The 21543-nt window shown below is 71.9% G+C and carries 18 protein-coding genes and 1 tRNA gene; 3 read left to right on the top strand and 16 right to left on the bottom strand.

Annotated features, from left to right (window positions below):
• Window positions 1-67: 67 nt before the first annotated feature.
• The 11 genes from ACN265_RS29905 to ACN265_RS29855 form a co-directional block, all read right to left on the bottom strand.
• Window positions 68-847, bottom strand: a complete 780-nt coding sequence (locus ACN265_RS29905) for a hypothetical protein (RefSeq protein ID WP_420118567.1) — start codon at window positions 845-847, stop codon at window positions 68-70.
• 208 nt (window positions 848-1055) lie between these two features.
• The gene (locus ACN265_RS29900; RefSeq protein ID WP_363650001.1) at window positions 1056-1397 is read right to left on the bottom strand and encodes a peptidase inhibitor family I36 protein; all 342 of its coding nucleotides are present in this window, start codon (window positions 1395-1397) and stop codon (window positions 1056-1058) included.
• A 50-nt stretch (window positions 1398-1447) separates the two neighbouring features.
• Entirely contained in the window at window positions 1448-2284 is an 837-nt protein-coding gene (locus tag ACN265_RS29895) for a hypothetical protein (protein ID WP_420118565.1), read from the bottom strand.
• A gap of 892 nt (window positions 2285-3176) precedes the next feature.
• Window positions 3177-3251, bottom strand: a tRNA-Lys gene (locus tag ACN265_RS29890).
• 84 nt (window positions 3252-3335) lie between these two features.
• Window positions 3336-4133 carry an ABC transporter ATP-binding protein gene (locus ACN265_RS29885; protein WP_357925793.1) on the bottom strand — a complete coding sequence of 266 codons (798 nt, stop codon included), beginning with the start codon at window positions 4131-4133 and terminating at the stop codon, window positions 3336-3338.
• The gene (locus ACN265_RS29880; protein WP_421410771.1) at window positions 4130-5197 is read right to left on the bottom strand and encodes a FecCD family ABC transporter permease; all 1068 of its coding nucleotides are present in this window, start codon (window positions 5195-5197) and stop codon (window positions 4130-4132) included. Before ACN265_RS29880 ends, ACN265_RS29885 begins: the two co-directional genes overlap by 4 nt.
• Window positions 5194-6243, bottom strand: a complete 1050-nt coding sequence (locus ACN265_RS29875) for a FecCD family ABC transporter permease (protein ID WP_232377957.1) — start codon at window positions 6241-6243, stop codon at window positions 5194-5196. The genes ACN265_RS29880 and ACN265_RS29875 overlap by 4 nt, the downstream gene beginning before the upstream one ends.
• Window positions 6240-7178, bottom strand: a complete 939-nt coding sequence (locus tag ACN265_RS29870; protein ID WP_204925685.1) for an ABC transporter substrate-binding protein — start codon at window positions 7176-7178, stop codon at window positions 6240-6242. The genes ACN265_RS29875 and ACN265_RS29870 overlap by 4 nt, the downstream gene beginning before the upstream one ends.
• A 63-nt stretch (window positions 7179-7241) precedes the next feature.
• A complete protein-coding gene (locus tag ACN265_RS29865; protein ID WP_421410770.1) occupies window positions 7242-8093 on the bottom strand; it encodes a siderophore-interacting protein in 852 nt (283 codons plus the stop codon).
• A gap of 138 nt (window positions 8094-8231) precedes the next feature.
• Window positions 8232-9551, bottom strand: a complete 1320-nt coding sequence (locus ACN265_RS29860) for a protein kinase domain-containing protein (RefSeq protein ID WP_421410769.1) — start codon at window positions 9549-9551, stop codon at window positions 8232-8234.
• A gap of 14 nt (window positions 9552-9565) precedes the next feature.
• Window positions 9566-10252, bottom strand: coding sequence for a DUF7019 family protein (locus ACN265_RS29855; RefSeq protein WP_421410768.1), 687 nt, complete (start codon window positions 10250-10252; stop codon window positions 9566-9568).
• A 94-nt stretch (window positions 10253-10346) separates the two neighbouring features.
• Here ACN265_RS29855 and ACN265_RS29850 point away from each other — a divergent pair, with 94 nt between their 5' ends.
• Window positions 10347-13922, top strand: a complete 3576-nt coding sequence (locus ACN265_RS29850; RefSeq protein WP_421410767.1) for a protein kinase domain-containing protein — start codon at window positions 10347-10349, stop codon at window positions 13920-13922.
• On the opposite strand, the gene ACN265_RS29845 is transcribed toward ACN265_RS29850, so the two are convergent.
• A complete protein-coding gene (locus ACN265_RS29845) occupies window positions 13912-14628 on the bottom strand; it encodes a hypothetical protein (protein ID WP_421410766.1) in 717 nt (238 codons plus the stop codon). The two genes, ACN265_RS29850 and ACN265_RS29845, sit on opposite strands and share 11 nt — an antisense overlap.
• Window positions 14629-15018: 390 nt before the next feature.
• On the opposite strand from ACN265_RS29845, the gene ACN265_RS29840 reads away from it, so the two are divergent.
• Entirely contained in the window at window positions 15019-16074 is a 1056-nt protein-coding gene (locus ACN265_RS29840; RefSeq protein WP_421410765.1) for a tryptophan dimethylallyltransferase family protein, read from the top strand.
• A 21-nt stretch (window positions 16075-16095) separates the two neighbouring features.
• Window positions 16096-17505: a tryptophanase gene (locus ACN265_RS29835; protein ID WP_421410764.1), complete on the top strand. Its 1410-nt coding sequence runs from the start codon at window positions 16096-16098 to the stop codon at window positions 17503-17505.
• A 73-nt stretch (window positions 17506-17578) separates the two neighbouring features.
• Here ACN265_RS29835 and ACN265_RS29830 read toward each other — a convergent pair whose 3' ends face one another.
• From ACN265_RS29830 to ACN265_RS29815, 4 genes are read right to left on the bottom strand one after another with little or no spacing between them, the layout of a single operon-like run.
• Window positions 17579-18133, bottom strand: coding sequence for a GTP-binding protein (locus ACN265_RS29830; RefSeq protein WP_245854165.1), 555 nt, complete (start codon window positions 18131-18133; stop codon window positions 17579-17581).
• Between the two features lie 17 nt (window positions 18134-18150).
• Entirely contained in the window at window positions 18151-18516 is a 366-nt protein-coding gene (locus ACN265_RS29825; protein WP_204925688.1) for a DUF742 domain-containing protein, read from the bottom strand.
• The gene (locus ACN265_RS29820) at window positions 18513-18944 is read right to left on the bottom strand and encodes a roadblock/LC7 domain-containing protein (RefSeq protein ID WP_204925689.1); all 432 of its coding nucleotides are present in this window, start codon (window positions 18942-18944) and stop codon (window positions 18513-18515) included. Before ACN265_RS29820 ends, ACN265_RS29825 begins: the two co-directional genes overlap by 4 nt.
• Window positions 18941-21349, bottom strand: coding sequence for a nitrate- and nitrite sensing domain-containing protein (locus ACN265_RS29815; protein ID WP_357925286.1), 2409 nt, complete (start codon window positions 21347-21349; stop codon window positions 18941-18943). The genes ACN265_RS29820 and ACN265_RS29815 overlap by 4 nt, the downstream gene beginning before the upstream one ends.
• Window positions 21350-21543: the final 194 nt, after the last annotated feature.

The raw sequence follows: 21543 nt of genomic DNA, 5'->3' as shown, positions 1-21543 counted from the left end.
GGCCCGGAAAGCTCGCCAGCCTGCCACGGTCGACCGGTGGGTACAGCCACCGCAGCGGTTGTCGCGATCAACGCGGTGCGACGTGAGGGGACCATGTTGTCCCACTCGACATGACGACGGATGTGGCAGCGCGAAGCTCCGCATCCATCGTCTGCTTGACCTCGTCGAGGCGGGTCTCGTTCTCCTCGATGGAGCGCGTCTGGTAGGCCGCCTCCACTGCCATCCAGATGTTGATCAGGTTCGTCTCGCGCTTGCACGTGACATCGGCGACCGCGACCTCCCTCTCGGTTGCCGTCGCGACGTTCGAACCCTGCCACCGCACATCGTCATTCGCCTTCCAGGGGTCCGGATAGTCATGGCCCCGCTTCGACATGCAGTCACGCCAGTCGTCGAAGGCGGCCAGGAGGCGACGGTCCTGCCTGGCCCGCGCCGTCGCTTCACCGGCGAGCGCGAAGGGCAGCGCGAAACTCTCCGAGGAGACTGACCCCAGCGCCCGGCGTCCCTCCCCCAGACATCCGCCCTCCGGAACCTGGCCGGCTTCGCTCCTGGCGACCTCGCCATGCATGATCGCGTAGGCCCCCGGGGGCAACTCCGGCTCCCGCCTCGGGCCGGCCAGCCGGCTGGGAGGCGGGTGGTAGCCGTAGCGTCGTGCCTCCGCCTCGTCCGTGATGCCGAACCTGTCGGGATGACCGGGGCGTCCCTCGACCAGCGGTGGAGGAACGACCTGGTAGCCGAAGCGAGCCAGGCATTTCGCGGCGATCAGGGAAGTTGCGTAGGTGACTATCGCCTCGCTCCGCGCGTCGAGCATGTAGGCGTCGAGTGGGAGAGCAACCTTCTCGGCGAGCACCGGTTCCGTACGGACACTTATCTCCGGCTCACCCGCAACTTCGGCAGTCGGCCCTGCGCAGCCGGAAATAAAGGTCACCACAACGACGGGGATTAAAGTTCTCAATCGTGGCATGGCCTACCTCTGCGATTGAGACGCTGGTGGCCGGCAGGGCCACCAGCGCCTGACGCATGACAATTATCTCTCAATTCCGCCACATGCGGAATGTTCAGTAGTCGTTGGAAGAAGCCTTGTTGTTGAACCCGTAGTCGGAGAAGTAGTAGACCTTCTCCCCCGGGAGGATGCGGAGCCAGGAGCCTCGGTAGTAGGAGTGTTCGTAAAGGTAGGCATCCCAGAAGCTGTACTTGCTCTGTCCGGAACTGGCCTGGTCGTTGATGGAGATCGTCGTCCCCCACCACTTGTCGCCACTGGCGTAGTCGCTGTCGCTGCTGCCCAGGTCCCAGCGACCACCGCTCATGTTGTTGCCCTCGAAGAGGCACAAGTCGCCAGGTCCGCAGTTGCCGTCGTTGGCCAGGGCGGGCGAGGCGACGCCGAGGGTGGCCGTCAGCACTGCCGCCGCGACGAGAACGCCACCGGATGCCCTGGAGACTGCGCCGGGCCTCAGCACGGCCGCACGACGTTCGAGGGCTGGCTGCCCTTGTCCCAGCCCTTGTCGGTCGGGTTCCACGAAACGCTGATCGAGTCGATCCCGACGCCGATGCCGGTGATCTGTGCCGTCGACCAGGTGTGGGTGTATTCCGAGAAGGCCTGGAGCTCGCCGCAGCCGGGAGTATTGATCGAGTACACGATCTGGCCGTTGTACATGTTGTAGTCCAGCGCGCCACAGCCGGATCCACCGCAGAGTCGATCCTGCGCCCTGGCCGCGACCCCGTCGGTCCCGCCGGAGACCATGGTCAGGCTGAAGGACGGGAACGTGCTGGATGCGCCCCACGCGGTCGAGGAGTATCCCGACACCGAGGAGACGTTACGGCTGAAGGAGATCGCGAACACGTCGTATCCACCGACATTGCACGTGGTCGTGCAACCACCGTCACTCTTGAGTGAGGTGAGACTGCTGAACTTCCACGTTGCGATCGCGTAGTACTTACTGGTGCAGGTGTCCCTGTATATGGAGGGCGCGGGCACACTGACGATGCTTTCCGACGACATCGGAGTAGCGGTTCGGGGCGTCGGGGTCGAGACGAGCCTGAGTCCCTCCTCGGCGAACAGCGTCCGGTCGATCTCCGCCTGCGACTTGCCGGAACGACGCAGGGCGACGAGGGTGCGGTCCAACGCCTTTGCCCCGCCGTCGCCGGCTGTCGCCCTGTTGGCCGCGGAAGTGCTGAGACAGAGGGGCTCAGGTGCCGCCTGCGCTCCCGTGGCGCTGATGATTACCACACTCCCGGACACGAGGGCCGTGAGGGCGACAATGCGGCCGATAATCCCTTTGGCGAACAAGATGCATCCTCCCGATGGAACCGATAGTTGTCACGGGAACTCCCGTCGATGCAGACTGGCCGGACCCATGGGGCCACGACAAGCCTGCCGGGGAAGGGTTGCGGATACCCGCAGCAGTGCGGCGACCGTGTCCGGTATCGAGCCTTTGGTGGATTTGTCGGCATTGACAGTCGGGGATAGGTGCTGCACCCTAGGCTCTTGATTACCGATGCCGGGATTCTCAGCCGGAGGTTGTCATGTCCACGGGGGACAGAAGTGTTAGTGGCCAGGAACACGAATTACTGCGACTACTGTTGTTGGGTCAGACCGTCGCCGCTGCGGCAGCAGCACTCTACGTCAGCACGAGGACGGCAGAAGGAATGCTCGCCAGGCTCCGCCAGCGCGCAAACGCACCCACCCTCTACGCGCTGGGAGCGAAAGCGGAACAGCTTGGTTGGCACGAAGAGGGAGAGGTGGTGAGTATCCGCCGCAGCAACGCCGAACCCTTGGACCCGATTGCCGGGGCCGCCTGAGGCTCCGATGCACCCTGTAGCCGGCCAGGCAGGGCCGGTTACATCGACGGCTGGTCTCGGAAGCCAAGGTGGTCGGTCGTTGGTGGGGTGGACCCGATCTCGAAGGCGAAATGGAAGGCGTCCAGCGGTGCCCTCCAGCGCACGGCCCACCGGCGTCCCGGCCGACGCCGGTGGGATCGAGGCCGCCAGCCTGCGGATCACGTGCAGATCTACGTTCACCGGGTGCCCGAAGAGGGACCGGCCGCGGGGCCCGGTGGGTGGCCGCAGGCGGGAGACGGGCAGTGCTCGGGGTCTGCGTGCAGACGAGGACCGGGGCTGCGTCGTGCCCCGGCTGCGTCCCGGTGACCTTCGTCAGACGCTTTCGCGTCCAAGGCGGATCGTGGTGGGCCGCCAGGGACTCGAACCCTGAACCTAAGGATTAAAAGTCCTCAGCTCTGCCATTGAGCTAGCGGCCCGTTCGCCCACAGGTTACCCGACCACGCCCTCCCGGTCGGGTACGCCTGCGGGCGGCCCCGGAGACCGGGCCGCCGTCGCCCACCTCATCCGGCGGCCGGTTCCCGGGTGTCGGCCGGTACGACCATGGGTGCCCCGGTGACCGGGTCGGGGACCACCTGGTTCGGCATCCCGAACACCTCGGCGACGAGCCCTGCACCGACGGTCGACGCCGGGTGCCCCTCGGCCACGATCCGGCCGTCGCGCATCGCCACCAGGTGGGTGGCGTACCGGGCGGCGTGGTTGAGGTCGTGCAGCACGGCCACCACGGTGCGTCCCCGGGTGACGAGGCGGTGCAGCACGTTGAGCACGTCGATCTGGTGTGCCACGTCCAGGTAGGTGGTGGGCTCGTCGAGCAGGACGAGGGGCGTCTCCTGGGCGAGCACCATGGCGATCCAGGCCCGTTGGCGTTGCCCGCCGGAGAGTTCGTCGACCCGCCGGTCGGCCAGGTCGGTGGTGCCGGTGGAGTCGAGCGCCGACTCGACGGCCTCCTCGTCGGCGTGGGAGAAGCGGCGCAGCACCCGTTGGTGGGCGTAGCGGCCCCGGCCGACCAGCTCGCGGACGGTGATCCCCTCGGGCGCGGTCATGGTCTGCGGCAGCAGCGCGATCCGCCGGGCGCGTTCCTTCGCCGGCAGGGTGACCAGGTCCGATCCGTCGAGCGTGACCCGACCCTCGGCGGGGCGGAGCAGCCCGGAGAGGGCGCGCAGGAGCGTCGACTTGCCGCACGCGTTGGGCCCGATGAGGACGGTGAACGAGCCGTCGGGCACGGCGAACGACAGGTCGGCGCTGACGGTGCGCTGGTCGTACCGGAGGGTGACGTTCTCGGCCCGCAGCCGCGCGGTCAGCTGGTCGACCATCGGGTCCTCCTGATCTCGTGGACGAGCAGCCAGAGCAGGTACGCGCCGCCGAGGGTGACCGTGACCACCCCCACCGGCACGGTCAGCGGGATCACGTGCTGGGCGATCAGGTCGGCGCCGAGCAGCAGCAGCGCCCCGACCCCGGCGGTGGCGGCGAGCGGCAGGCCGGGGGCCCGGACGAGCCGGCGGGCGATCTGCGGGGCGGCCAGGGCGACGAAGGAGATCGGGCCGGCGACGGTGGTGACCGCGCTGACCAGGGCGACCGCGATGACCACGAGGACGGCGCGGTTGCGCTCGACCGCGACTCCGCTGGCGGCGGCGACGTCGTCGCCCAGTTCGAGCTGGGCCAGGGCCGCCGCCCACAGTGGGGTGACCGCCAGCAGCACCAGGATGATCGCGGCGGCCGGCCAGACCACGTCGGCGGTGGCAGCGTTGAGCGAACCGGCACCCCAGGCGGCGGCGAACAGCGCCGTCTCCAGGTCGGCGCGCAGCAGCAGCCAGGTGTTGGTGGCGGCGAGCATCGAGGAGACGCCCACCCCGACGACGATGAACCGGAACCCGGAGAGCCCGTCCCGGTAGGCGAGCAGGTAGATCGCCAGCGCCGCGAGCAGGCCGCCGGCGAGTGAGCCGAGCATCAGCAGGTGCCAGCCGCCGCCGAGCATCAGCAGGGCGATCAGCATGCCGGTGAACGACCCGTTCGCCAGGCCGATGATGTCCGGGCTGGCCAGCGGGTTGCGGGTGATGGTCTGGAAGATCGCCCCGGCGACGCCGAGCGCCGCGCCGAAGGCGACGGCGGCGGCGATGCGGGGCAGCCGCCACTCCAGCACGACGGTGCGGGTCAGCCCGTCGATCCGGCCGCCGAGCACGCCGAGCACCTCGTCGAGGCGCAGCGGGAAGTCACCCAGCCAGAGGCCGAGCACCGCCAGCGCCGCGACGACGAGCGCGGCGGCGGCGCAGACGGCGGCTTCGCGTACGCCGACGGTCACGTGCCGGTGGTCGGTGCCGAGCAACAGCCGGCGACCCCCGGCGGTGCGGCGGACCGGCCGGCTCACAGCGCGGTCGCCCGTCGGCGTCGGGCGAGCGCGATCAGCATGGGCGCACCGACGAACGCGGTGACGATGCCGACGGGCATCTCGCTGGGCAGGACGGCGATCCGGCCGAGCACGTCGGCCAGCAGCACCAGCATCCCGCCGGCCAGCAGGGACCCGGCGAGGATCCGGCGCTGGTCGGTGCCGACACCCCAGCGCACCAGGTGCGGCACCACGAGCCCGACGAACGAGATGGGGCCGGCGATGGCGCTCGCCCCACCGGCGAGCAGGGTCACCGCGCCGAGCACGAGCAGCCGGGTCCGGACCAGGCTGACGCCCTGGGCGGCGGCCAGGTCGGGGCCGAGCGCGAGCGCGTTGAGGCTGCGGGCCGCGACCAGCGCGGCGAGCAGCCCGGCCACGATCAGCGGCAGCACCGGCAGCACCACGGCGGTGTCGCGTTCGAGCAGGCTGCCGGCGTTCCAGCCGCGCATCCGGTCGAAGGTGTCGGGGTGGGTGAGGGTGATCCCGGTGGTCAGGCCGGCGAGCACGGCACCGGTCGCCACCCCGGTCACCAGCAGCCGGGTGGGGGTGGCCCGCAGGTCGGCGGCGCCGCCGACGGCGTACACGGCGACGGCGACCAGGAGCGCGCCGAGCAGGGCGAGCCACATGTAGCCGGCCGGCGAGGTGATCCCGAAGAAGGCGATGCCGGCGGCGACGAACGCGGCGGCACCGGCGTTGACGCCGAGGATGCCCGGTTCGGCGAGCGCGTTGCGGGTGAACGCCTGCATCAGCGCACCCGCGACCCCGAGGCCGGCTCCGACGAGCAGCCCGGCGAGGGTGCGCGGGAGGCGCTGCCCCCAGACGACGTACTGCGCGGTGTCGCTGCCCGCGCCCCGCAGCGCCGCCCAGACGTCCGCCGGGGGCACCGGGTTCGCGCCCACGAAGACCGACAACACCAGCGACCCCACGAGTACGACGACCGCGCCGACCAGCCACCGCCTGGTGGTACGGCGACGCGCGGTACGGCCGGTGTCCGGCCGTACCGCGCGGGCGGGTGTGGTGGCGGTCAACTCGACGCGGTGAGGATGCGTTCGAGATCGTCGAGGACGACCTTCCCGCCGACCGTGCCGACGCCGGTGATCCAGAACGACTGGTCGACGAGGTGCAGGCGGGGGAAGGCGGCGGCGTTGGCGGTGACCGAGGCGGGGATGGTGCTGCGGTCGTTGACGTCGACGGTGGTGACGAAGACGTGGTCGGCCTTGGCCTCCAGCACCCGTTCCGGGGAGACGTCGACCGAGATGGAGTTCTCCCAGTCGCGCTCGGGGGTCGTGAAGCCGACGCACTCCAGTGCGCTGCCGGCGAACGAGGTGGGGCCGTAGAGGGTGAGGACGCCGTCGCGGGGGCGGATGAGCTGCGCGGTCTTCCCGGCGGTGCCGAACTTCTTGGCGATGTCCGCGCACCGCTGCTGGAAGCCGGCGAGGAGCTTGTCGGCGGAGTCCGCGCCGCCGAGCGTGGTCGCGGTGAACCTGACGTTGTCCTGCCACGGGTCGGCCTGGGAGGCCATGAACACGGTCGGGGCGACGTCGGTGAGCTGCTGGTAGAGGGCGGAGTGCCGGGACTCGGTGCCGATGATCAGGTCGGGCTTGAGGGCCGCGATCTTCTGCACGTTGGGTTCCTGGACGGTGCCGACGGTGGTGATGCCGGCGGCCTTGTCGCCGAGGTACTTGGGCACGCCGGCGGCCTCGTTGAGCACGGCCGCGCCGACCGGGGTGAGTTCCAGGGCGATGGCGGTGTCGAGCTGGACCGGTTCGAGGACGACGACCCGGGTCGGCTTGTTCGGCACGGCGGTCTTGCCGCGTGCGTGTTCGACGGTTCTGGTGTCGCCGACGCTGCCCGCCGGGTCGGAGTCGTCGGAGCCGCAGGCGGCCACGGCGAGCACGGCCGCCGAGGCGACGGTGAGGGCGAGGAGGCGTCGGCGGATTGTTCGAGGGGTCGGCGTGCGCATGGTGCAGGTTCCCGTCTGGCTACTGACAGTGATTACTCACGGCGATGTTTAGGTTAGCATTACCTAATCATCGATCTCTTCGCGGGCTGGCCGGTCGTGCCAGTAACCCTGGGTGTGCACCTGCCGTAGATCAACGTCTGCCTCGGTGAAGAGTCGACGCACCAGGGCAATCTTGCTACTCTCCGTAGCCGCCCAGGCGTAGAAGTCCGTTCCCGCCGTCGCCGCCGCCCGGCCGTGCCCGGCCAACCAGTCGGCCACCAACCCGGTCAGCGTCGTCCCGCCCCGGGCGTCGCCCCGCAGCCGGACCTCGACCCGGTGGCCGGCGGTCACGTCGTCGAGGGTGGCGGCGTCCGCCGCGTCGCCGGCCTCCAGCAGGACCGTCGCCCGCACCCCCGGGCCGAGGCCGGACAGGATGCCGCGTACCGCCGGGTAGGCCGTCTCGTCCGCCGCGATCAGCACCCGCGTCGCCGGCCCCGGCTCCCACTGCACGCCGTACCCGGGTTGGCCGGCCGCCACGTGCGGGCCCGACAGGAGCAGCCGGTCACCGGGCCGGGCCGCCGCCGCCCAGCCGCTCGCCGGGCCGTGCGGCTGGTGCAGGTAGAAGTCCAGGTCCAGCTCGCCCGCTGGCGGCCGGGTGCGGTACGCGGTGTAGCTGCGCAGCCTCGGGCGCACGTCGCCGGGAATGGACCGCCACTCGCGTCGCCACGTCTGCTCGGGCAGCCCCGCCCGCAGCTCGGCCGGGTAGCCGCCGTCGACCGGAAGCATGATCTTGATGCGCTGGTCGAGCTGGTACGGGGCCATCTCCCGCAGCCGCTCGTCGCCGAGCGTCACCCGGACGAACCCGGGCGACAGCCGCCGGGTCGCCGTCACGGTCGTCGCGAACAGGACGTTGGGCGAGTTGCCGAATGCTGACATGCCGGCAGAGGCTAGCGTGCCCCGTCCGGGCAGCTCACCGCCCCGGACCCGGCAGTGACCCAGGCCCACCCGGCCGCCGCCCGCCGAACCGGGTCGCCCGGTGCCGGCGCGACAGGCCGGCACCGGCCCGGTACACCGTCAGCGGGCCTGCCGGAGCGCGTCGGCGAGCTCCGTGGCCGTCGTCGCGGTGACCCGGGGCTGGTCGACGAGCATCGCGTCGATCACCCCGGCCAGCCGCGGCGGCACGGCCCCGGCCCGCTGCCGCACGGGCACCGGCCGGGTACGCAGGACCACCGCGACCGGGTCGGCCCCGGCGGGGAAGTCCCGGGGCGTCGCCCCGGTCAGCATCCAGTAGAGACAGGCGGTGACCGCCCAGAGGTCCACCTCCGGGCGGGCGTACCGGTAGTCCACCAGTTGGGCGCGGGGCTGGAAGGCGAGGCTGCCGCCGGTCGCGCCGGTTCCCGTGTGCCCGGACAGGCCCGCCTTCTCGAACGCCTTCGCCAGCCCGAAGTCGGCGACCTTGGTGACGACCTCCCCTGCGGGCCCGGTGGCGAGCAGAAGGTTGTGCGGGGTGACGTCCCGGTGCACCAGCCCGTGGGCGGTCTCCGTCCGGCCGTCGGCCAGCACGACCGCGAGCTCCGCCCGATGGGCGTAGGCCAACGCGTCCAACGCGTCGAGCGTGATCGGCAGCGCCTCGTCGACCGTGAGCCGGCCGCCGCGCCGGGCCACGAACTCGGCGACGCTGCCACCCGGGCAGTACTCGCAGGTGAGGAAGAACGCGGCGTCGGCCGCACCGCTGCTGTGCAGCGCGACGATGTTGGGGTGCCGCAGCCCCCGGGTGCAGGCGATCTCACGGCGGAAGGCGTCCCGCGCGGCCGGGTCCACCGCCCGGTCGGCGAGCAGCGTCTTCAGGGCGACGAGCCGGCCGGACGGTTCGTGGCGGGCCAGGTAGACGACACCGTGGCCGCCCCGCCCGAGCTCGCGCAGCACCCGGTGGTCGGCGAAGCCGTCGAGGCCGGGGGCCCCGAGCGCGGCGGCCACAGCCAACGCCGGCAGGGCCCGACCCCGGCCCGGTCCGGTCGTTACGGCCGCCCGCGTCCCGTCGCCGGCAAGGGTGACGCGTAACGTCGCGCCCCCGATCCGCACCTCGTCACCGGCCGACAGGAGCCGCCCGCCGTCGACGGGTCGGCCGTCGAGCCAGGTGCCGTGCCGGCTGCCGAGGTCGCGTACCCACACCTGCGGCGGATCGATGTCGAGCCGGCAGTGCCGGCGGGAGACCCGCCGGTGCCCGTCGTCGACCCGGATCCCGCAGTCGACGGCCCGCCCCACCACGACCGAGGTGCGACGGTCGAAGACGTACGTGTCGACGGTGGAACCGGCCCGGACGGTCACCGTGACGGGCGGGGGAGCCGACGCCGCCCCGGCGGGTCGCCCGGCCCCGGGGTCGTCGGTGCCCACGTCCGGCCGCCCGGTCAGTCGACCAACGCCACGTACAACGGGCTGCCCAGCAGCACGGTCATGCCGGGCCGCCCGTCGAGTTCCGGGTACGGGCTGGGCCCGTGGAGCAGCCGCTTGGCGAGGAATTCGACGTTCTGCGTCGGCCCACGCAGGCGGGTGCCGGCCTGGTGCACCGAGGCCAGCGCCGCCACCTCGGCCGCGTCCGGCTCGTCCACGCCGGCGGGCGGGGTGCCCGGCACCGGTTCGGCCCCCTCGTCGACCAGCCCGGCGAGCAGCGCCGGCATCGTGGACGAACCCACGAGCCCGCGCACGGTGGACTCGGCCGTCGAGGTCGCGCCGATGAGGTGCAACGGTGACCCGCCGAGGCCGACGATGGTGTCGTCGGTACGGCCGCCGAAGTAGACGAGCGACAGCTCGCCCGTGGTCGGGACGATGCCCCACCGCATCGGCAGCAGCCCCCGGAAGAACTGCCCCGGCTCGTCCACGGAACCGACGTCGGCGTGCTCGTCCAGGTAGCGCGTCACCCGTTCCAGGCGGGCCAACCGGTCGGTGCCGGGGTTCTCGACGCTGCGTTTCACCCCGACGACGGTGAGGTTCACACTGAACTCGGCGGCGCGCCTGCGCTGGTGACCCGGGTCGATCTGGGACAGCAACATGTCCACCTTGGCGTCGCTGACGTAGAGGTAGTAACGAAAACTCACGGTCACTCCCTGACGACGCGGCCCGGCCCACGAGGTTACCCTCCGCGACCAACCGACGGTTGTCCCGTGTGGTCGGGGGTGCCAGGCTCGAACCATGCCGTGGCGTCCCGGGGACCGGATTCTGGACCTCTACGAAGTGCTCGACGAACCCCTCGCCGGTGGCATGGGACTGGTCTACCGGGTGCGGCACCCCGGCTGGGACACCGACCTCGCCGTCAAGGTGCCGCGCCCCGAGCAACTGTCCACCGAGGCGCGACGGACCCGTTTCGAATCCGAGGCGGGCACCTGGGTCGGACTGGGCCTGCACCCCCACGTGGTCAGTTGCGCGTACGTGCGCCGGGTCGACGGGCTGCCCTGCGTGTTCGCCGAGTGGGTCACCGGCGGGTCGCTGGACCACCTGGTCCGGACGGGGCGGCTGCACGGGGGACCGGACGGCCCCGACGACGGGTTCCTCGCCCGTGCGCTCGACCTCGCGGTGCAGTCGGCGTGGGGCATCGATCACGCCCACCGGCAGGGCCTCGTCCACCAGGACGTCAAGCCCGCGAACATCATGGTCGGGCTCGACGGTGACTGGACCGCGAAGGTCACCGACTTCGGGCTGGCCGGTGCCCGCGCCGCCGTCGACGGGGCCGACGGCACCGGGCCGGACGCCAGCCTGGGCGCGAGTTTCGGCGGCATGACCCCCGCCTACTGCTCGCCCGAGCAGGCCGAGGCGGCGGCCGGCGCGCGGGTCACCCTCACCCGGGCCACCGACGTCTGGTCGTGGGCGCTGTGCGTGTGGGAGATGTTCGCCGGTCACCGCCCCTGCCGCTACGGTCAGGCGGCGCGGGAGGCGTTCGCCGAGCACCTGGCGGCGGGGGACACCCGGCCGGGGGCGCAGCCGATGCCGCCGGGGATCGTCGACCTGCTCCGGCGGTGCTTCGACGTCGACCCGTCGACCCGCCCGCACAGCCTCGCCGACCTGGCCACCGAGGTCGCCGGGACGTACGCCGACATCCTCGGCGTCCGCTATCCACGGGTGCCGCCGTCGGCGGCGGGCCTGCTCGCCGGCAGCCTCTCCAACCAGGCGCTCTCGCTGCTCGACCTCGACCGGCCGGCGGAGTCGGAACACCTGTGGCGTTCCGCCGTCGACATCGACCCGCACCATCCCGGCGCGGTCTACAACTGGGCGCTGTACCGGTGGCGGCAGGGCCGGATCACCGACGAACAGGTGCTGGCGGAGCTGCTGGCGGCGCGGGAGATCGCCGGGGAGAACTGGCGGGCCGACCACCTGCTGGCGTTCGTCCACGCGGAACGGGGTGACGACGCGGCGGCCCGGCCGCTGCTGGCCGCCGCGCCCGCCGGCCCCGAGGTCACCGAGGTGACCGCCGCCCTGGCCCGACGCAGGACGCAGCCCGGGTCGCTGCGGCTGTCCGGCCACCGGGGCCGGGTGACCGCCGTCGCCGTGGACGGGAACGGTCGGGTGGCGGTCACCGGCGGCGCGGACGGCAGCCTCCGGACGTGGTCGCTGACCGGGCCGCCGGTGGGCACCGAACTCGGTGTGGACGGGACCGGTGCCGAGGTCACGGCCCTGACGGTCGACCGGGACGGCCGGGCCGCGCTCGTCGCCCGCGCGGGGGGCCGGGTCGAGTGCTGGGACCTGGCGCGGGGCGGGTGCGTCCGGGTGCCGTCCGACCAGGGGGCGGCGGTGACCGCACTGGCGCTCACCGCCTCGGGCACGGCCGCCATCGGGTACGACAACGGCCGGATCGAGGTACGGGACACGGCGGACGGCCGGTTGCGGCGCACCCTGGAGCATCCGCCGGGCACCTACCAGCGGCTGGACCCCGCGACGGGCCGGATCCTGCCGGAGATCCAGGAGAGCCCCGCCGAGGTCACCGTGCTGGGCCTGAGCGAGGACGGCACGGTCGCGGTGTCGGCGGCACCCCGGGACGGCAGTGTGGTGGTCTGGGAGGTCGACACCGGACGCTGGCTGCACCGCCTGGTCAAGTCCGCCGACATGCGGATGACCGGGGTCGACCGGGTGGCGTTGGGCGGGTCCGGCAGGTACGCCCTGCTGATCGGGCACCAGACGCGGGTGGCGCACCTGTGGGAGACCCGGCCCAACCGGGTGCGGGGGCCGGTGCCGAACAACCTGAACCGGCACTCGACGGTCGTGCTCAGCGGTGACGGCGAACGGGCGGCCTCGGTCGGGGTGGGCAGCGCCGACCAGCCGGTACGGATCTGGCAGACGGATTCCGGCCGGTGCCTGCGTACCGTCGCCACGCCTACCGACGGGCTGTCACCGGAGCTGGCCGGTCTGCTGTGGCTCACCTGCGGGGCGATCAGCGGCGACGGCGCGCTGGTCGTGGTCGGGGACGAGTACGGAGGGCTGCACGTCCACCGGCTGCCCCGTCCCGACCTGCGCGCGCCGTGGAGCTACGAGCGGCCCCTGGCGGCGCGCGCGGTGCTGGCCGCCGAGGCGCAGGTCCGGCAACGGATCGTCCGGGCGGAGGCGCTCGGCCGGGAGGGCCGGACGGCCGCCGCCGCCGGGGAACTGCGGGCCGCCCGCGACCTGGTCGGGTTCGAGCGTCACCCGCAGCTGCGGGACCTGTGGGAGCGGTTGGGGCGGGCGGCGGGCGAGCGGACCGCACCGCTGGGCATCTGGCAGGGCTACGAGCTGCGCGGCGGCCAGTTCACCTTCGTACCCGGGCTGGAACCGGCGCTCAGTGTCGACGGCGAGCTGGCGGTGACGGGTGGCGCCGACGGCCTGATCCGGGTGTGGGAGCTGCGGACCGGCCGGCAACGGCACACCTTCGCGGAGCGGGTGGGTAAGGCGCACACCCTCGTGCTCTCCACCGATGCCCGGCTCGCGGTCAGCGCGGACTGGGCCGGGACCGCCCACCTGTGGGACCTGACGGCCGGGCGGCGGCGGGCCGAACTGCACGGCGACCACGGCGCGGTACGGGCGGTCGCCCTGGACGGTGCGGGCCGGTACGCGGTCGTCGGTGACGCCGAGGGGAACCTGTGCCTGTGGAGCCTGCACCGGTTCCACCTGAGCCGCACGATGGTGGCGCACCAGGGGCCGGTGGGGTCGGTCCGACTCAGCGACGACGGTCGGTACGCCGCGTCGGCCGGTGCGGAGGACCGGACGTGCCGGCTGTGGCGTACGGGCACCGGCAGCCCGGTGCTCACGGTCCCCGTCGGGTTCGGGCGGACGACGCTGCGGTTCACCCCGGACGGACGGCAGCTCCTGGTCAACTCGGCGAGGGAACTGACCGGATGGGACGTGCTCACCGGCCGCCAGCGGTACGCCCTGCCGAGCCGGGGCGACGCCGTGGCGTTGAGCCGGGACGGACGGGTCGGGCTCGTCCCCGCGTACGATGGGTCGTACGGGCGGGTGGTGTCGGTGTGGGAGACGGCGACCGGGCGGGTGCTGTGTGAACTCGCCTCCGAGGCGGACGTGTTCGACGTGAGCCCCGACGGGCGGCACGTGGTGACCGCCGACGCGGACCGTACGCTGCGCATCTGGGACGTGCGGACGGGACGACGCGTGCACACGTGCGACGGTCACCCGGAGCCGGTGACGTCCGTGGCGTTCACGGCGGACGGCCGGAGCCTGGTGTCGATGGACAACCGGCCGGCGATCCGGCGGTGGGAGCTGGACTGGGACTACGACTTCACGGGCTGACCCGCAACCGGGCCGAGCCGAGCCGGGTGCTGAGCCCACCGCCCGCCACGGGCTCCATCGGCTGGTCGGAGTACGCCGCCGCGCGCAGCGCGTCGTCGTGGGCGGCCCGCTGCGTGCGGGAGAAGCGGCTGCGGTCGACCGCGAGGTCGGCCACGACCGGCGGGACGAGATCCCGGAACTCCGCCGGCAGTCCGGCGGTGTTGCGTTCGTAGTGGGGATCGTCGGGATAGCTCAGCGTCAGGGTGATCGGTGGCTCGCCGCGCAGCCGACCGCCCAGTGCGCGCAGGGAACCGGCCAGGAACTCCAGGGCGATGTTCACGTCACCCGACAACGTGATGTTGTTGGACTCCGGCTGGTATCCGGGCGGCGCGTCCTCGGGCACCACGAACCGTACGGTGACCCGCTTGGCGGGCAACTCCAGCAGCAGGCGGGGCCAGGGTCCGCCGCCCTCGATGGTGACGTCGACCGGCTGGGGATCGACGGACAGTCGCAGGCTGAGCCGGTCGACCATCTTCAGGGCCTCGGGCGGCGGGTTGTCCGGCCGGTACGGGCCCCGGCTGCGGGTCCGCAGCGCGCTCGCGTGCATGGTGGTCAGCACGCGTGCCCCGGTGCTGTCGATCTCCAGGGCGAGCGGGTGGACCGCCAGGTCCCGCATGACGCGGACGACCGCGCCGATCAGCACTGATGGTGCCGCAGCGGTGGCCATCGCCTGCCCTTCCGTTCGGTGTGTGACCGGTGTCGCACCGTGACGGACAGTGTCGCACATGGATGTGTTGGGGGTTGTCGCCCGATGTGGCGGTGGCGGCCGGGGTGGGACCCGGGAAACGAAGACCCCCGGGCAGTTCATCAACTCGGTGTGACGTATCCTGTACGCGACTCTGGGTAATTGTCGGAGGTGATTTGCCACTCTCGCTCCCGTTATGTCATTGCAAGTTGTGATCAATCTTGACCTTGTCGTGAAATGCTTCCTAGGGTCTCTTTTGGTCGTCAGCCTGATCGGGAGAGAGAATTAATGGACGAGGTGTCCCTTTCCGATCGTCTGGGCGACCAGCTGAGGCGATTGTGCGAGGTCAGCGGAATCGCCGCGGCAGAACCGGTGGGACTGCTGGAAAGCCTGCTCGGAACGGCCGGTTCGCAGCCGTTGTCGGCCCCGCCACGCTGGCCGTCCGACATCGCCGACGACCACACCCCGGTGGAGTTCTCCATCGCCTTCAGCGCCACCGAACCGCCGACCGTGCGCATTCTCGGCGAGACCCTGGGCGCGCCACCCGGCCGGTCGGCCAACATGGTCGCCACCCGACGGTTCCTCGACCGGCAGGCGCACCGTGCCGGCCTGTCCACCTCCCGGCTGGATTCGGTAAGCGACCTGTTCACCACCGACGACCCGCAGGGCGCCTTCGCGCTCTGGTGCTCACTGGTGTTCCGCAGCGGCCGGCGCCCCGAGTTCAAGGTCTACCTCAATCCGGAGCTGCGGGGGGTCGACCGGGCGCCGGGCCTGATCGCCGAGGCGCTGCACCGGCTCGGGCTCGGCAGGTCCCACCGGGCGATGCTCGACCACGGCATCCGGCCGGGCGAGCTGGGCCGTCGGGACCGGCTGACGTTCTTCGCCCTCGATCTGCACGACGACGCCCAGGCCCGGGTCAAGCTCTACCTGACCCACCACGACGCCGAGGTGCGCGACGTCGTCCGGGCGGCCGGGATCGTCCACGACGCGGACGCGACCCGGCTCGCCGAGTTCGTCGAGTTGGCCGGTGGCTGCCGGACCCGGTTCGCCGGTCTTCCCCTGGTGGGCAGCTACACCCTGGTCGAGGGGGTCGACCGGCCGGTCGGCTACAGCCTCTACGTGCCGATCCGCGGCTACGTCGACGACGACGAGGAAGCGTACGACCGGGTGGTGGCGGTGCTGGACCGCTACGGCTTCGGCCACACGCTGCTGGACCGGGCGCTCGCCGCGGTGGCCCGACGGCCGCTGCGTGACGGCGTCGGGTTGATCCCGCACCTGTCGTTGCGGCTGGGTGCACCCCGGCCGGGGGTGACCGTCTACCTGTCCGCCGAGGCGTACCGGGTGACCCCGCCGGTACGCCGCCCGCTGACCGTCGACCGCACGGCGCTGGCCACCCCGACCGGCCGGGCCGGCGCGGGACACCCCTGACCGTCCATCGAGGAGCGAACAGTGCCCGTCGACGCCTACGCGATGCTGCCCCCGTACCGGATCAAGGTGGTCGAACCGATCCCCTTCCTCGACCCGCAGCAGCGGCGGGAGGCCCTCGCGGGCGCCGGATACAACCCGTTCGAGCTGCGCGCCGACCAGATCACCATCGACCTGCTGTCGGACTCCGGTACCGGGGCCACCTCGGCCGCGCAGGAGGCCGCCGCCGCGCTCGGCGACGAGTCCTACGCGGGGGCGCGCTCCTGGTTCCGGTTCCGCGACGAGGCACGCGACCTCACCGGATATCCGCACCTGCTCCCCGTGCACCAGGGCCGGGCCGGCGAACGCGTGCTCTTCACCAGCCTGCTCGAACCCGGCCAGCTCTGCCTCAGCAACACCCACTTCGACACCACCCGGGCCAACGTCACGCTGGCCGGCGCGGAGGCCCGGGACCTGCCCTGCCCGGCCGCGTTCGACCTCGACAGCGCGGACCCGTTCAAGGGCGACATCGACCTCGACGCGTTGGCCGCCACGCTCACCGGACCGGAACGCGACCGGGTCGGGCTCGTCCTCATCACGATCACCAACAACGGCCTCGGCGGGCAACCGGTGTCGATGGCCAACCTCACCGCCGTCCGCGACCTGTGCCGCGCGCACGGCGTGCCGTTCTTCCTGGACGCGGCGCGGTTCGCCGAGAACGCCTGGCTGGTCGGGCAGCGCGAGCCCGGCTACCGGGACTGGACGCCCCGGCAGATCGCCACCCACGCCTTCGGGCTCGCCGACGGCTGCGTGGTGAGCCTCAAGAAGGACGGCCTGTCGGCCATCGGCGGGCTCATCGGGTTGCGCGACGACGACCTGTTCGCCAGGTGCGAGGCCAACCTGATCGCCACCGAAGGGTTCTCCACCTACGGCGGGCTGGCCGGCCACGACCTCGAACGGCTCGCCCAGGGGCTGCGCGAGGTGGTCGACCCCGCGTACCTGCGGGCACGGGCCGCCTCCACCGCCCGGCTGGCCCGGCTGATCAACGAGGCGGGGGTGGACACCGTGCAACCCGCCGGCATCCACGCCCTCTACCTCAACGCCGGACGGTTGCTGCCCCACCTGTCCCCGGCGGAGTTCCCCGGGCACGCCCTCGGCTGCCAGCTCTACCTCGACGGGGGCATCCGCTGCGCCGAGCTGGGCTCGCTCTATCTCGGCGGCATGGACGACCGGCACCGGCTGGTCACCCCGGCCCCCTTCGAACTGGTGCGCCTGGCCATCCCGCGCCGCGTCTACACCGACACCCACTTCGAGTACGTGGCCGCCGTGCTCGCCGACATCGCCAAGGAACCCGGCCGGGTCCCCGGCTACCGGGTGGTCTCGTCGCCATCCCTGCTCCGGCACTTCAAGGTGCGGTTGGCGCAGCTCCCGACGGGGGGCGGCGGCGCCGACTGAACCCGGTACGCCCGGCTCCGGTCAGCGCGGCCGGAGCCGGCCGACACCGGCGGGGCGGGGCCTGCCGGGGCGCTCAGGCGGTGGCGGGCAGCCGGGACAGGGCGTGCCGCACCAGCTCGATCAGCGCCTGCTTGCTGGAGGCCCGGTCCCGGGCGTCGCACCACAGCAGCGGCACGGTCTCGTCCAGCTCCAGGGCGGCGCGGATCTCCTCCTCGGTGTAGGGGCACTCACCGAAGAACCGGTTGACGGCGGCGACGAACGGGATGCCCCGGCGCTCGAAATAGTCGACGGCCGGGAAACTGGTGCCGAGCCGGCGGGTGTCGACGAGCACGATCGCCCCCACCGCGCCCTGGGCCAGCTCGTCCCAGATGAACCAGAACCGGTCCTGACCCGGGGTGCCGAACAGGTAGAGCACGACGTCGTTGCTGATGGTGATCCGCCCGAAGTCCAGGGCGACGGTCGTGCTGGACTTGTCCTCCACGCCGGTGAGGTCGTCCACCCCGATGCTGGCCTGGGTGAGGACCTCCTCGGTGACCAGCGGTGGGATCTCGCTGACCGAGCCGACCAGGGTGGTCTTGCCGGTGCCGAAGCCGCCCGCCACGACGACCTTCACCGATTTCCGATCCACGCGTATCAGTCCCTCTTCTATATCCGCTGCAGGCCGGCGAGAACCGTTTCCAGCAGCCACCGGTCGGCGATCTTCTCCTGCGCCGGTGAGCCGATGTCCAGAAACCCCTGCTCGTGGAGCACGTCCACCATCACCTTGGTGATGGCGAGCGGCCGGTGCAGGTAGGCGCCGATCTCGGCGATGGAGATCCACCCCGTGCACTGGTGGAGGATCTCCCGGTACTCCAGCTCCAGCCGGCTCTGGTCGGCCGGCAGGGCGATGACCTGGGTGGCCAGGTCGAGGCTGGTGTTGCGGGGGCTCGTCCGCCCGTTGACGAGGATGTACAACGGCACCAGCCGGCCGGCCTCCGCCTCGTCGTCGCCGTCCCACACGTCGTGACTCATGGTTTCGACCCGGGTCGGTCGGTGAGTAGAGGTCCGTCGAGGCGGGCCTCGGAGCCGAGATAGTCACCGATGCGGGTCACCAGGCGGCTCATCTCGTACGCGACGGTGCCCATGTCGACGGACTGTTCACAGAGCACCGCCAGCCGCGCGTTCTGGCCGGCGGCGGCGACGAACAGCGTCCGTCCCTCGTACTCGATGATGACCTGTTGGACAGGGCCGCTGTCGAACCGGCGGCCCATCCCCGCGGCGATGCTGTGCAGGGACGACGCGCCGGCGGCCAACAACTCCCCGGCGTCCTGCGGGAGCGACGTGGACTTCTGCACGATCAGCCCGTCGGTGGACAGGACGACCGCGTAGACCACGTCAGGGACCTCCACCAGATCGTCGAGGATCCAGGTCAGATCGTTCTGCGATGCCGAGTGGGTCATACGTTCCTGCCTTGGTCGTCTCTGCTGGCGGAGTCCCCGTTTTTCGCCGCCCGGCCGGCGGCCCAGGCCTTCTGGTATCTGCTGAACCGGTCCCGGGCCTCCTCGGGTGACCGGGCGGGAGCCGGCGCGGCGTCGGGCTTCGGCCCGGGCAGACCCTCGTCGCGCAACTCGGGGGCGAGGTGCTGCTGCGGCCGGCGGTGCGGCAGGGGCGGCCGGGCGGCGACCTGCGGGCCGGACGAACCGCCACGGGCCGGGCCACGCTGCGCCGGAACCTCGGTCATGATGCCCCCGCTGCGGTCGGAGTGTCGCTCCCCGGTGGGACCGGCCGGCGCCCGCCCGGCCCCGCCCGGTGCGGTGGTCGCCACGGCGGTGGGTCGGGCTCCGGCGGCCGGGTGCAGCTCCCGCCGGCCGCCGCCGACCGGCAGCACCGCGCCGACACCGGGCCGCGACATCGCCGTGGCGACGCCGCCGAGCGGCAGGACGCCCGGGTCGGTACGGTCCAGTTCGGCGACGTACGACTCGGTGACGATCACCCGGTCGGGCAGCAGCACGATCGCCAGCAGGCCGCCGTACGCCGACGCCCGCAGGCTCACCTGGACGCCGTCCCGCTTGGCCAGCTCCGCCACCACGTGCAGGCCGACCTGCGCGCCGTCCTTCAGCGCCGTCACGTCCGGGGTCGGCGCGGTGGCGAGCAGGTCGTTCGCCCGTTCCAACGCGTCCGCCCGCATCCCCACGCCGGCGTCCTCGATCTCCACCGCGATGCCGCGCTTGACCTCGATGCAGGTCACCCAGACCGTGGTCTCGGGCGGCGAGAACGCCAGCGCGTTGTCCAGCAACTCGGCGATCAGGTGGACGGTGCCGGCCACCGCCGGCCCGGCGACCGCCACGTCCGGCGCGCTGCGCAGGGTGATGCGCTGGTACTGCTGGGCCTCCGCGAAGGCCGCCAGCAGCACCCGGCGCACCGGCACCGGGTTCTGGAAGCGGCGGCCGATCTGACCGCCGGCCAGGATGACGAGGTTCTCCAGGAACCGGCGGGTCTGGGTGAGCTGGTGGTTGATGTCGAACAGTTCGGCCAGCAGCTTCTCGTCGCCGATCCGGTTCTGGAGGTCCTCGATGACCTTCAGGCCGCGTTGCAGGGGGCGCTGTGGGCGGCGGGCCACACCCATCAGCATCGCGATACCGGCCGCCCGGGTCTTCGCCTCGTCGACCGCCGCACCCGCCGCCGCCTGCAACGACCGGTTGATCACCTCGGCCACCCGGCCGATCTCGTCGCTGCCGTAATCCGGTAGCGGCAGCTCGGAGGCGAGGTCGACCTTCTCCCGTCGGCGTAGCCGGTCCATCATCGCCGGCAGTTGCTTGTCGACCACCGCCTCGGCGTCCCGGCCGAGCTGGGCGAGGCGTACCGACAACGCCCGGTCCACCAGGATCTGCGACTGCCGGATCGCCCAGATGATCGCGGCGACGACGACGAGCAGCGCGACCAGACTGCCCAGGGAGGCGGTGAACAGCTGGGTGTTGCCGGTGCGCAGGGTCCGCGCCGAGACCGTGTCGGCCTGCACCACGGTCAGGTTGATCAGATCGTCGGACACCTGCCGGGTGAGGACTTCCCACCGGGCCCGGTTGAACGACAGGGCACGCGGTACGCCGGAACGCCACGGCCCATTGCTGACCAGGGCGTTTTCTGCCGCGACGAGTTCTTTCCAGGAGTCGCTCGTGGTGATCGCGGCAAAGCGTTCCCGGGCTTCCGGTTCGAGGTGCGGAGCCACGTTGTTGAGGCCGGCGTGATAGGCCCCGACCAGGTTGGTGAAGTCGAGATGGTCCTGCGGGCTGAGGGTACGGGCACCGAAAGCGCCGTCAATGGTCGAACCGGCCCGGGACATCAGGTCACTGGCGCGGAAAGCCTCGGTCGCCGCGATACCGCCCTGGGCTGCGGCGGCGTCCGGGACGATTCTCGCCTGGGTGTCGAAGAGGTCGGTCGCGGCGTCGAGCAGACGGTTGTAGAAATCGTAGACACCCGTCCCGTTGGCCGACCGGGAATCGATGGTGCTCCGCACGCTCGCCAATTCGTCGAGCAGGCCGGCGAGCGTCTCCCACCGGGTCACGATCGAGTCCGGGGCGTTGCCCAGCGCGGCGTTGGCGGCGGGACGCAGGGTGGCCACCCGCTGGTCGGTCTGTTGCCGCTGCTCGATGAGCCGGCTGAGATCCCGGGACGGCTGGGTGAGGTAGCTGACGCTCAGCCGCCGTTCCTGCTGGATCGAGGACAACGCGGAGACCGCCGGGATCGACACCTGCCGGACGCTGTTGGCGACCTGGCGGTTGTAGAAACCCTGGAAGATGAGATAGCCGGAGGCGACGAGCCAGACCACCAGGGCGACGACGCTGGGAATGAGCACCAGCCTGATCACGCGCCGTTTGATCGACTGCGGTCGACCGGCACGACGACCCGGTGTCGTCGGTGCGGCCTGGTCGTCTGAGGCACGGCGCGGTTCTTCGCGGTCGGCCTGTTTGTGCGCCAAAGTCGTCGTATCCAATCCTGGTCAAGCCACAGACAGCGGCGGTCCTACGCCACTGGTCGACGCCGATGTGTGACAACCCTACC

Origin of the sequence: Micromonospora sp. WMMD730, assembly GCF_049178955.1 — a bacterium.
Classification (GTDB): Bacteria; Actinomycetota; Actinomycetes; order Mycobacteriales; family Micromonosporaceae; genus Micromonospora; species Micromonospora wenchangensis.
Note: the sequence above shows the minus strand (reverse complement) of the source record. Positions and strands in the feature narration are given on the sequence as shown.

What these genes read in the sequence shown, in the direction of transcription:
- ACN265_RS29870 (WP_204925685.1), bottom strand. Translation starts at nt 7,178, where the DNA reads ATGCGCACGCCGACCCCTCGAACAATCCGCCGACGCCTCCTCGCCCTC.
- ACN265_RS29865 (WP_421410770.1), bottom strand. Translation starts at nt 8,093, where the DNA reads ATGTCAGCATTCGGCAACTCGCCCAACGTCCTGTTCGCGACGACCGTG.
- ACN265_RS29850 (WP_421410767.1), top strand. Translation starts at nt 10,347, where the DNA reads ATGCCGTGGCGTCCCGGGGACCGGATTCTGGACCTCTACGAAGTGCTC.
- ACN265_RS29845 (WP_421410766.1), bottom strand. Translation starts at nt 14,628, where the DNA reads ATGGCCACCGCTGCGGCACCATCAGTGCTGATCGGCGCGGTCGTCCGC.
- ACN265_RS29825 (WP_204925688.1), bottom strand. Translation starts at nt 18,516, where the DNA reads ATGAGTCACGACGTGTGGGACGGCGACGACGAGGCGGAGGCCGGCCGG.
- ACN265_RS29820 (WP_204925689.1), bottom strand. Translation starts at nt 18,944, where the DNA reads ATGACCCACTCGGCATCGCAGAACGATCTGACCTGGATCCTCGACGAT.